This is a genomic window from Paraburkholderia elongata, from assembly GCF_013177735.1.
GTDB classification, from domain to species: Bacteria; Pseudomonadota; Gammaproteobacteria; order Burkholderiales; family Burkholderiaceae; genus Paraburkholderia; species Paraburkholderia elongata.
On sequence record NZ_WOEZ01000083.1, the window covers coordinates 1 to 11487 of the forward strand.

General features: G+C 58.6%; 9 protein-coding genes. 6 read left to right on the plus strand and 3 right to left on the minus strand.

Annotation, left to right across the window (positions count from 1 at the left end; genetic code table 11):
• Window positions 1–450: 450 nt before the first annotated feature.
• Window positions 451–1494: a glycosyltransferase family 2 protein gene (locus tag GNZ13_RS16160; RefSeq protein WP_172166091.1), complete on the minus strand. Its 1044-nt coding sequence runs from the start codon at window positions 1492–1494 to the stop codon at window positions 451–453.
• A gap of 97 nt (window positions 1495–1591) precedes the next feature.
• Window positions 1592–2215 carry a D-glycero-alpha-D-manno-heptose-1,7-bisphosphate 7-phosphatase gene (locus GNZ13_RS16165; protein ID WP_328807235.1) on the minus strand — a complete coding sequence of 208 codons (624 nt, stop codon included), beginning with the start codon at window positions 2213–2215 and terminating at the stop codon, window positions 1592–1594.
• A 471-nt stretch (window positions 2216–2686) separates the two neighbouring features.
• Here GNZ13_RS16165 and GNZ13_RS16170 point away from each other — a divergent pair, with 471 nt between their 5' ends.
• Genes GNZ13_RS16170 through GNZ13_RS16185 form a run of 4 tightly spaced genes read left to right on the plus strand, consistent with a single transcriptional unit; the run spans window position 2687 to window position 7410 of the window.
• Entirely contained in the window at window positions 2687–3529 is an 843-nt protein-coding gene (locus tag GNZ13_RS16170) for a glycosyltransferase family 2 protein (RefSeq protein WP_172166107.1), read from the plus strand.
• The gene (locus GNZ13_RS16175; protein ID WP_172166095.1) at window positions 3526–4482 is read left to right on the plus strand and encodes a UDP-glucose 4-epimerase family protein; all 957 of its coding nucleotides are present in this window, start codon (window positions 3526–3528) and stop codon (window positions 4480–4482) included. Before GNZ13_RS16170 ends, GNZ13_RS16175 begins: the two co-directional genes overlap by 4 nt.
• 8 nt (window positions 4483–4490) lie before the next feature.
• Window positions 4491–5513 (plus strand): MraY family glycosyltransferase, encoded by a 1023-nt coding sequence (locus GNZ13_RS16180; RefSeq protein WP_172166097.1) that lies wholly within the window; start codon window positions 4491–4493, stop codon window positions 5511–5513.
• Window positions 5514–5523: 10 nt separating this feature from the next.
• Window positions 5524–7410, plus strand: a complete 1887-nt coding sequence (locus GNZ13_RS16185) for a polysaccharide biosynthesis protein (RefSeq protein ID WP_172166099.1) — start codon at window positions 5524–5526, stop codon at window positions 7408–7410.
• 63 nt (window positions 7411–7473) lie between these two features.
• Here the strand turns inward: GNZ13_RS16185 and GNZ13_RS16190 are convergent, their stop codons facing one another.
• Window positions 7474–8574 carry an MraY family glycosyltransferase gene (locus tag GNZ13_RS16190; RefSeq protein WP_172166101.1) on the minus strand — a complete coding sequence of 367 codons (1101 nt, stop codon included), beginning with the start codon at window positions 8572–8574 and terminating at the stop codon, window positions 7474–7476.
• A gap of 235 nt (window positions 8575–8809) precedes the next feature.
• Here GNZ13_RS16190 and tnpA point away from each other — a divergent pair, with 235 nt between their 5' ends.
• Both tnpA and GNZ13_RS16200 read left to right on the plus strand, forming a co-directional pair.
• The gene (gene tnpA, locus GNZ13_RS16195; protein WP_172166103.1) at window positions 8810–9271 is read left to right on the plus strand and encodes an IS200/IS605 family transposase; all 462 of its coding nucleotides are present in this window, start codon (window positions 8810–8812) and stop codon (window positions 9269–9271) included.
• Between the two features lie 219 nt (window positions 9272–9490).
• Window positions 9491–11041, plus strand: coding sequence for a methyl-accepting chemotaxis protein (locus GNZ13_RS16200; RefSeq protein WP_172166105.1), 1551 nt, complete (start codon window positions 9491–9493; stop codon window positions 11039–11041).
• Window positions 11042–11487: the final 446 nt, after the last annotated feature.

The window sequence follows — 11487 nt, forward strand, 5'->3', positions numbered from 1 at the left end:
CCAATCAGCCTTCAAATTGCTTTCATTGCGTGTCGACGACGAAGTGAGTCCGCAAACCGGCGCGAACTCAGTCGGACCTTGAAGTGTTTTGAATTACGCTTCACCTCAACTCCGACGGTCTCCTAGGGGCCGCAAGGCCCCGTTTGCATTTCCACTCCCATCCCCGCGCCGTTCGACTTCACTTCGCCGCCGCATACCCGATCCTCAACGGCATCGGTGCCGCGCTTCACGCCTCACGCACACGCCTCACCACCGCTTCCCGTCCAGCTTTGTCTCGCGCTTTGCGTGACCCTGTGCATTTCCATCACAGCCCGAGACAACCGTCATCGTTTCATCCCGGATAGCGCGGGGCGCCAGATCTCAAATAGCCCGGGACGTAACACCCACTCAGACGTTACCTCAACTCCGACGGCCACCTAGCCACCGTTTCGCGGTTCGGCCGAGCTGCCCTTACGGCCGGCTGACCAGGAGAGACAAGCGATGCAGCGCAAAGTGCCACCCCCGCCTCAACTCCCCATTCCATACCCTTCCTGCTAAAACCGCGCCCCATCCCCATAGGACCGCGAGCGGTTTGGGCCAGACAATGATCGGGGCGCAAAAAAACAGAAAGGCCGCTCGATTGCCGAACTGTGCCTTGAAGCGCCTGAACGTGGCCGACGGGCTCCCGTGGTTGGCTAGACGTTGCCTTAGCAAGTTGAACGGGTAATAACTGATCAACATTTTATTACTCAGGCGATTGATCGCCTGGGGTTGCAACCCCGCGGCTTCATACGATTTCAGAATGTCAAAAAATTTTTCGACAAAAATCTCGGAAAAATCGTAACCGCCGGAGTTGGCTCGCTTGCACGCAAGGGCATAATCGAGGACGTGCGAATTAAGTTCGGATCGTAAAATCGGTAATATCACAAGGTGCACTTGGACGAGATTGCTTCCGCAAAATAATCGCGCATCGATTTCGGGTTGCAGGTCCTTATTTATAATGCAGGCGGATATGAACGTGATGAGTGGGCCTACCTCATACAGAAAATCCGACACGTCGGTGAAATCATGTCTGCCGCTGGTTCCGACTGGCCGTTCCTTGACGAAATCGTGCTCGTATCCGTACGCCTTCAAACAAATGACGCCATAGTCGTTTTCTCGCAGCAGGCCAATGATATGCCTTAGTTTTCCCGGAAGATAAAGATCGTCGTCGCCCAGAATCTGCACGTAGCGCCCCTGTGCAGTATTGAAGCATTGCGCGATATTGGCATCGGATCCGATATTTTGTTCGTTGCGTATCGACCGGATATTCAGTCCCTGTTCACGAAGTGCCTCTACGGTCGCCGCAGTGTGGTCAGCGGAGCAGTTGTCGGAAACGAGGATTTCCACCGAACCGTCGTCAAGCAGGTCGACGTCAGGCAGGAACTGGCGCAGGCACAGTTCGAGATAGGCGGCCCGGTTAAATGTAGGGATCGCGATAGTAAGAAGGGGACGGGTCGAGGTGCGGGTTTCCATTCTCTTGAGCGTTGATTGCGGTGATGCGGTCTTCGCAGAAATTTTCTTTACAATTTGATATTGGTGAGCGGCGGCGCTTGGCCAGGATGCAACCTGTCTATCGGTCGACCAAGCGAAGATATGGAATGGCGTCAAGCGGAGAAGCCATTTTAATGGCCGGCTGATAGTCCGGTTCGTCGCCCATGTAAAGTAATGTACCCACTCCGACCGCACGGCCCGCGGCCATGTCGGTCTTTTTGTCGCCAAGAAAGACCGATTGGCCGAAGTCTATTCCATAGTCGCGTTCAGCTTGCAGCAGCATGCCTGGCGCGGGTTTGCGGCACGCACATTCTTGGCGGTAAATGCCGATCCCATATTCCGGGTGGTGGGGACAAAAATAGGTTCTTTCTATCGAGCCACCGGCATCGGCGAATTTTTGGGTCACCCAATTCATCAAAGTCCAGAAGTCCTCCTCGGTGTAATAGCCTCGGCCTATGCCTGCCTGGTTCGTTACGATAAACGTTTTATATCCCCGACGCGTTGCCTCAGTCACCAGTTCGAATATTCCCGGAATGAACTCGAATTGATCCTGCCGATGCGTGTATCCGGAGTCGACATTGACAACTCCGTCCCTGTCAAGGAATAAAGCCCGTTCTTTCATATGGAATCTTTCTCCTTCCTTCAAATGCTTGTCAAAGACCTTGATGTCGTACGAATTTTCGTTTCGTAGCCTGCGCGTGATTTTTAATCAATGAGGGAGGGTCCTTCCGACAAGTTTTGCTCATATCATCACTTATAATCATGGCGCCGCCGCCGCGGGTTCGAGGATGGCCCGCACAAACGGGTGGCGGGACAGGCTCGGGATCACACGCGCCAAGCGGCTTCGTCACTCCCTAATCAATCAGCACACATGCCCTAACGGTCCAACAGTCTAGCAGGGCTGCCTCGCTCGTCACGCGCCGTTACGGAGCGCCGACCGCCAAGCTAGCTGCCGTCCGACCTTTGACTCGGCGGGATCCTCGCTGCGAGAACCTTCGCCTGCTCTTAGGGCGCAAAAAATACGGGCGGGTACGGAGGGTCGCATGTTGTTTTTGAGAGTAACAAAAGGAAAAGCAGGTTGCTGGGTACGCTCATTTTGAGCAGACTCACCTCTCTGACGTTGGTCTTTCGCAAAAATACAAGTGTCGTCGCAAAGACACGTCGCTTCATCCACATGAATACTAGCGCGTTGATTTCCGAAATTGAGGGTCTTTCCGTGTCGGTGGTTGTCTATCGGCCGGACCCGGTACAACTCGCGCAAACGCTGGATAGTCTCGCGGTCGCCCGTGATGCTTTGATGGTGGCGAGGCCTTATCTTCCGGTCGACCTTTACCTGGTCGACAACGGCGGCCTGTCCGACGTCAGCACGTTGCTCAGCGGGCTTCGCGCTCATGAGATGCCAGCGACGATCATCGCCGGGCACGGCAACGTCGGCTACGGACGCGGGCACAATCTGGCAATCGAGCGGTCGGCCAGCCGCTATCACCTGGTGCTGAATCCCGATGTCGACCTTGACCGCGACGCGCTGATCAAGGCGGTCGACTTCTTCGAGGCACACCCGGAGGTTGGGCTGCTGACGCCCCAGATCTGCGACGATAAAGGACACATTCAATATCTTTGCCGCCGCTTCCCGACGCTGCTCGATCTATTCGTCCGGGGGTTCTTGCCCGCCGGTGCACGCAGTTTTTTTGCGCGGCGCCTGGCGCGCTACGAGATGCACGACGTGATTAACGAGCGCGACGTAGTGTGGGATCCCCCTATCGTCAGTGGCTGCTTCATGCTGTTTCGAACGAATGTACTGAAACGGCTGGAGGGTTTTGACCCGCGCTATTTCCTCTACTTCGAAGACTACGATCTGAGTCTGCGCACTCACGACCTGGCCCGCGTTGCTTATCTTCCCATTGTTCGTGTCCTGCACCACGGTGGGGGGGCAGCGCGCAAAGGGTCGGCGCATCTCCGAATGTTCGCAGGGTCGGCGGTGAGGTTCTTTAACCGCTTCGGTTGGAAGTTGCTATGACGCACGTTCTGGTGAGCGGTGCGAATGGATTTGTCGGGCGGGCGCTCGGACGCGCGCTGATTGACGCAGGTCACACGGTGACCGGGCTGGTTCGTCAGCCTCGCGGCTGCGTGGACGGCGTACAGGAGTGGGTTCATGACGGCAAGGATTTCGCCGGCGTGGCCGACACGTGGCCTCAAGGGCTCAAGCCCGACTGTGTTGTGCATCTCGCGGCCCGCGTTCACATCATGCACGACGATGCCGCTGATCCCGACACCGCGTTTCGTGCGACCAACGTCGAAGGTACGCTTCGACTCGCGGCAGCGGCCCTGCAAAACGGCGTGCGTCGCTTTGTGTTTGTCAGCAGCATCAAGGCGGTGGCCGAATCCGATGGCGGACGTCCGCTTCGCGAGGATGACCCGGCACATGCGGAAGACGCCTACGGCCGGTCGAAGCGGGAAGCCGAGCAGGCGCTGGTCCGCTACAGTGAGGCGACGGGGCTCGACGTCGTGATCGTCCGGCCGCCGCTGGTCTACGGGCCGGACGTGCGTGCTAATTTTCTACGCCTGATGGACGCAGTCTGGAAGGGCGTGCCGTTGCCGCTGGCCGCTATCGGCGCGCGGCGCAGCCTCGTGTATGTCGACAACCTGGCCGACGCGCTGATGCGTTGCGCAACCGACTCGCGCGCCGCGCGTCAGTGCTTTCATGTCGCGGATGGCGATGCGCTGACAGTTGCCGAGTTGGCGCGCTCGCTTGGCCGTCATCTGCATAGGCCCGCGCGGCTGCTGCCGGTGCCGGCGAGCTGGCTGCGCCTCGTCGGCGGGCTGACGGGGCGCTCGTCACACGTAGACCGCCTGGTGGGCGCGTTGCAGGTCGACACCACACGGATTCGTACCGTGCTGGACTGGCAGCCGCCTTATTCCACCGATGACGGGTTGGCCGCGACCGCCCGCTGGTATCGATCGACGCGTTGAGGTCGCGCATGCTGACGCAAGTTTGGACACTCCCACCCTTGATGATCGTTACGCTGATCGCGCTCGGCGCCGTATGCGCTTGCGCCGCCATTCTGTGGGGTTTGCTGAAAACTGGTCTCGCGTGGCGTCTCGCCACGGACATGCCGAACGACCGCTCGCTACATGTGACGCCGACGCCGCGCGTTGGCGGCTGGGGAATCGTGCCGGTGGCGGTAGTGGCGACGCTGCTGCTGGCGCCTAGCCTGTGGTGCGCGGCGGCGGCCACGACGCTGCTCGCAGCCGTTTCACAGATCGACGACCGGCGCGGGTTACCAGCGCGTGTGAGATTTGCCGCGCATCTGGTGGCGGTCGTCGGGTTTGTCGCGCTGTTCCCGGCAGCGGCGCCTTGGTGGGTTCTCGCGGTTCTTGCGTTTTTGATGATCTGGCTGGTTAATCTTTACAATTTTATGGACGGCGCGGACGGTCTGGCGGGCGGTATGGCGCTATTCGGCTTTGCCGGTTATGCCGCGGGTGCGCTGCTCAGCGACCATCCTTTGCCGGAGCTGGCGTGGTCTGCAACGGCGATTTCAGGCGCTGCGCTCGGCTTCCTGTTGTTTAATTTCCACCCCGCACGTATTTTTCTGGGCGACGCCGGTTCGATCTCGCTGGGCTTCCTGGCCGGCGCACTCGGCTATTGGGGCTGGCGCGGCGGGGTTTGGCCGATCTGGTTTCCGATCATTCTCTTCGCGCCGTTCATCGCCGACGCCTCGATTACGCTTGCCCGCAGGCTGCTGCGCGGCGAAAGATTTTGGCAAGCGCACCGCGAGCACTACTATCAACGTATGGTGCGCTCCGGGATCGGACACGCCAAGACAGCTTTGACGTGGTATGTACTAATGGTAGCTGGCATAATGCTTGCTATTTGTGCACTTGGCCGCTCTGTGATTTTTCAATCGTGCGTGCTGGCCGTTTGGATCGCCGTCCTCTGTGCAGCAGGCGCTTTGGTCGATTTGCGCTGGCGTCGTTTCCAATCAACACTGTCCGATAACTGAGGTAACGCTGATGCTAAGAAACAAGGCCACCTGGCTGTCTTTCAGCGCTTTCCTTTTCGATTTGTGCGCGGTCACCGCCTCTTGGCTGATCGCGTACATCATCCGCTTCAACGGCTTGGTCCCGGAAGACTTCCGGGTCGGGGCGATGCACTCGCTCCTCTGGGTCCTGCCGACGTACGGCGTCATGTTCCGTATCTTCGGCCTGTACCGTGGCATGTGGGTCTTTGCGAGCTTGCCGGATCTCGTGCGTATATCGAAAGCAGTCATCGCCGGGGCGCTCGTCGCCATGGTTGCTTCGGTGCTGGTCCAGCCTATGCCGATCGTGCCGCGCTCGGTGTTGGTGGTGTCACCGCTATTTCTGTTTCTCGCAATGGGCGGATCACGCGCGCTGTATCGCGCGACCAAAGAGTTCTATCTGTATGGTGGGCTCGTTGGACAGGGTAAGCCGGTCGTCGTGCTCGGCGCGGGCAACGCGGGCGCGAGTCTCGCACGTGAGCTGTCGCGTTCGAGCGAATGGCGTCTCGTCGGCCTGCTCGACGACGATGTTTCCAAGCACGGACGCGAGATCTATGGCTACAAAGTGCTCGGTTCGATAAGTGAATTGCCACAATTGGCTGAGACGCTGAAGACCGAATACGCAATCATTGCCATTCCTTCCGCCACGGTGGATGTGCAGCGGCGTGTAGCGACGCTATGTGTTCGCGCCGGCGTACGGGCGCTCGTGCTGCCGGCGCTCACCGACGTCACGCAAGGCCAGGCGTTTCTGTCGCGCGTGCGACAGATCGACCTCGAAGATTTGCTAGGTCGTGATCCGATCACTATCGATACGCCCCATGTAGAAGAACTGCTGCATGACAGGATAGTGATGGTCACCGGCGCAGGCGGGTCTATCGGTTCCGAATTGTGCCGTCAGATCTTGCGCTTTCAGCCGGCTCAACTCATTGCTTATGACTTGTCCGAATTTGCGATCTATCGGCTTACTGAAGAGTTGAGCGAGCGTTTTCCAGGCGTATCGGTGATTCCAGTCATCGGCGATGCCAAGGACTCGCTGCTGCTCGATCAGGTGATGTCGCGTCACACGCCGCACATCGTATTTCATGCGGCCGCGTATAAACACGTCCCGCTAATGGAAGAGCAGAACGCATGGCAGGCCGTGCGTAATAACGTGCTTGGCACCTATCGAGTGGGGCGCGCTGCGATTCGTCACGATGTGAAGCACTTCGTGCTGATTTCGACCGATAAGGCTGTCAATCCGACTAACGTCATGGGTGCGAGCAAACGACTGGCGGAAATGGCGTGTCAGGCTTTGCAGCAGACCAGTTCGCGTACACAGTTCGAGACAGTTCGGTTCGGCAACGTACTCGGTAGCGCCGGCAGTGTCATTCCGAAGTTCCAGCAGCAGATTGCGAAGGGCGGCCCGGTCACGGTCACGCACCCGGAGATCACGCGCTTCTTCATGACCATTCCGGAAGCGTCGCAGCTCGTGCTGCAAGCGTCGAGCATGGGGCATGGCGGCGAGATCTTCATCCTCGACATGGGCGAGCCGGTGAAGATTGTCGACCTGGCTCGCGATTTGATTCGCTTGTACGGCTTTAGCGAGGAGCAGATCCGGATCGTGTTTACTGGTTTGCGGCCAGGCGAAAAGCTCTACGAAGAACTGCTGGCTTGCGATGAAACGACGACACGTACACCGCATCCTAAGTTGCGGACTGCACGCGCGCGCGAAGTGTCGGATGATCTGTTGGACAAGTTGTTGCCGTGGCTTATGCAGCATCGCGTGTTGAGCGACGACGAAGTCCGCCGCGACCTGCGCCGCTGGGTGCCGGAATATCAACCAGCGACTGCTCCGGCATTGCGTAGTGTCGGCAACGTTACACCAGTCACGCGGGCTTCCTAGCATTCGCGATAGAGGTTCCAGTCGCTGTCAGGCATACAAAAGGCGCTTAATGCGCCTTTTTCATTACCTCTTCCCCTTCCTCACCACCATCCATCTCGGCGACTTGAAACGCACGATGCTCACGTACAGCCAGACATAAGTAACGGCGAACACGACGACAAAACAAAACAGATGCAGCGTATGCCGCCAGAACAACGTCGCCGGCACAACCGCAATCAGACACAGCAACCACAGATACGGCGACGTCAGCGAATTCCGCCGCGTCAACTCCCGCGCCGTTCTAGCCCCCACCGCCCAGCGCATCAACCGCTTATAAACCAGCATATGCAGATGCACCCCATCGGGAATCCCCGGTGACATCCCGCGAATGAACTTCTTCCGGTAGATCGAAAAGCACGTCTCGAAGATCGGATACATAAAAAGCAGCACCGGATACCACGCTGACACGTCGCGATTGCGCATCACCAGCATGATCGACAGCTCGGCTAGCATGAAGCCGATGAAATACGCTCCGCCGTCGCCGAGGAAAATCAGCCCCGCCGGAAAATTCCAGATAAAGAAGCCCAGCACCGCGCCCATCATCATGAACGACGCCGACAGCACGATCGGATCCGACACCTGGAACGCCACATAAGCGAGCGACGCGAACATCATGAACGCGACCATCGACGCCAGACCATTGAAGCCGTCGATGATATTGATCGCATTGGCGAGCGCCGCGACAGCCAGCACCGTGACCGCGCAGGAGATCACCGCATACGAGAGCAGAAAGTCGAGCGGCGGCACGCTGATACGCGTGACAGCGATATCCAGCAGGAAATAGGCGAGGGCGGCCGCCGCCATCGTGCAGACGAGCCGCGCGAGCGGCGATACGCGCTTTGTCAGATCCTCGACTAAACCTGAGCCGAACGCCGGCATGCCGCACGCGATCAACCCAAGAATGCCGCCTGACACAGCCGGATACGCATGATGCAACTGCACTGCAGACACGATCAGCCCGACCAGAATCCCGGCGCCACCGATGCGCGGCACCGGGCGCACATGGAATTTCTGCACGCCGGCCAGATCGGAATCGGTGGAGAATTTTTCATGCAGATGCGCATAGCGCACGATCAACAGCGTGATCAGCAGTGAAACGAGGAAGCCGAGCGCAAAACTAAGCATGAAAGTGGGCCTGAGCGAAGACGCCGAATTATACAAACGAAACGCATGCCGTCCTGAAAAGCAGCGTTTGCGCCACGCCTGCGAAAAATCCCAGATAGCGAAGCTTTAATGACAAATCGAAATCCACGCCCTATGGGCGTGGTCATCGCCTAACTGGCTATGCCTGTTAGAGCACCTGCCCATGCAGGTACCTTTCTGTGTGTTGTCCCCACAACGCATAAAAAGGAAAGCAAGCATGAGCAGGTTCAAGAGAGCATCGCATGTCATATGGCATTGTCAATACCACATTGTGTGGGTGCCGAAGTATCGGTTCCGTGTGCTGCAAGGTCCGGTTGGCAAGGAGGTCTACAAATGTGTGATGGTGTTCAGTCAGCAACTGGGCTGCGAGGTTGTAGAACTCAATGTTCAGCCGGACCATGTGCATCTTTTGGCGAGCATTCCGCCGAAGCTGTCGGTATCCGGGTTGATGGGCGTCCTGAAAGGACGTACCGCCATACGAATTTTTACCGCCTTTCCATTTTTGAAGAAGAAGCCTTATTGGGGGAATCATTTCTGGGCAAAGGGCTACTGCGTAGATTCGGTTGGCCTGAACAGCGAGATGATTCAAAAGTACGTTCGGTTCCAGGAGAAAGAAGAGATGCATCAAGAGCAACTTCAGTTGGAACCCGGTAGAGGACCTTCTCAGAAGGGCCGATAGGTGTGCCCCCCTATGGGGGGCTTAATGCGAAACCACGTTCTACGAACGTGGTGATTCACTCGCCCGCAAAGCCATGCCTGTCATGGATTCCACCTATTTAACGAGGTCTCCGGAAGGCCGTTAACCTGAATGCGGCGAAGTGTAAGTTGCCGGCGAAAAAAACGGTCGCTGACGCATCGTGGGGTTCGCCGCCGACCAATAGGACGTTCCGGAGACCCAATGCTTAACAACATCACCATTCGCGGCGGCCTGACGCTAGTTATCAGCGTATTCGTCGCTTTCCTGCTGACTGTGATCGGCGTCGGCTATGGCGCGCTCAAGCTCGCGAATAGCAGCCTCGACGAAACGCAGCATAGCGCCGTGGCGCTGTCACATCTGAAGGCGAGCTCGGAGAAGCTGCTGCAAGTGCAGCTCAGGCTCGGTTCCGACCAGACGCTTTTCAGCGTCGGCAAGCAGACTGACGATTTGTTGCCGGCCGCGCACAAGGTGCTGGTCGAATCGAACAAGGACTTCGGCAGTTACAGGGCCGGCCCGTTCGCGAGCGAGGACGAGAAGAAGCTCGCGCAGAACGTCGAGCAGGCGCGCAGCGCGCTCGTCGACAAGGCGATCGAGCCTGAATTGAAGGCGCTCACCGACTTCGACTTCAACACCTTCCGCAACATCCAGGGCGAAACGGCGAACGCCTTTTACGCGGCCTATTCGAAGGCCATCGATGCGCTCGAGCGCTTGCAGATGGACAGCCAGCGCAAGCAGGCCGAGACGGCAGCCCAGCGATTCCAGATGGCGACGCTGCTGTTCGCCGCGATCGGCGCGATTGCCATCGTGATCGGGGGGATGGCGCGGATCGGTTTGTCGGCGGCGGTGATCAAGCCGGTCAATGCGACCATCAAACACTTCGAGCGCATTGCCGCAGGCGATCTGACGATCGCAATCAGGAGCAAATCGCGCAACGAGATGGGCCAGTTGCTCACCGCGCTGACGAAGATGCGCGATGGCCTGGTGGAGACGGTGGCGAAGGTGCGGGGCAGTACGACGGCGATTACCCAGGGTGCGAACGAGATTGCCGCGGGCAATGCCGACCTGTCGTCGCGCACCGAGCAGCAGGCGGCGGCACTTCAACAGAGCGCGGCGAGCATGGAACAGCTCTCAGCGACGGTGAAACAGAACGCCGACAACGCGAAGCAGGCGAACCGCCTGGCGCAGGGCGCGTTGGATACGGTGACGCGTGGTGGCGCGGTGGTATCGCGCGTGACGGAAACGATGGACGGGATCACCGAATCATCGAAGAAGGTAGCCGAGATCATCGGCATGATCGAGGGAATCGCGTTTCAGACCAATATCCTCGCCTTGAACGCGGCAGTTGAAGCAGCCCGCGCAGGAGAGCAGGGGCGCGGCTTTGCCGTCGTTGCATCGGAAGTGCGCAGCCTTGCGCAGCGTTCCGGCTCGGCGGCGAAGGAGATCAAGGAATTGATCGGCGAATCGGCCGCCAAGGTGGAACAGGGGGCCTCGCTCGTGTCCGACGCACAGAAGACGATTCACGAAGCCATGGACGCGGTTCAACGCGTCACGGGCGTCATGAATGAGATCGAGGCGTCAGCGCTCGAACAGAGCGACGGGATCGAACAGGTCAACAAGGCGGTCTCACAGATCGACGAAGTCACACAGCACAATGCCGCGCTCGTCGAAGAGGCTGCGGCGGCGGCCAAATCGCTGGAAGAGCACGCGGTTGCCTTGCGCGATGCAGTCGCGGTGTTTCGGGTGGCGGATTAGCGTCTGGCCTACAAACCTGCAATGACGCGTGTCCAGAAAAGCCACCGTCACCGACGGACCAGTGCGCAACTCGCCCGCCCGGCGATACTCGGCGATCATGCTGTTCTCGAGCGCACAACCGTAATCGGGCGCATTGAGCACGGCAATGCCGAATTTCTTGAGCAGCGATTTCCTGCCACCTTGGCTTTTGAGATTCGCAATGATGTGAAAAGCCTTTTTGAAGAGAGTCGGCACGAGTCCCATCGACGGTTCGTCGAGTAGCGCGAAATCCGGTTCAGCAAAATCACGCGTCATCGCCGGCTTCTGCTGCTTGCCCCCCGAGAGTGTACGGTCCGGTTGATGGGCCGGCTGTTCAGGCGCGGAAACAGATCGACCATCTCGTGCTTCAGATCGGTGTCCGCGTCACCGCGTGACCGCGCCCAGGTCGTGCGCGGGAGTGCGCCAAG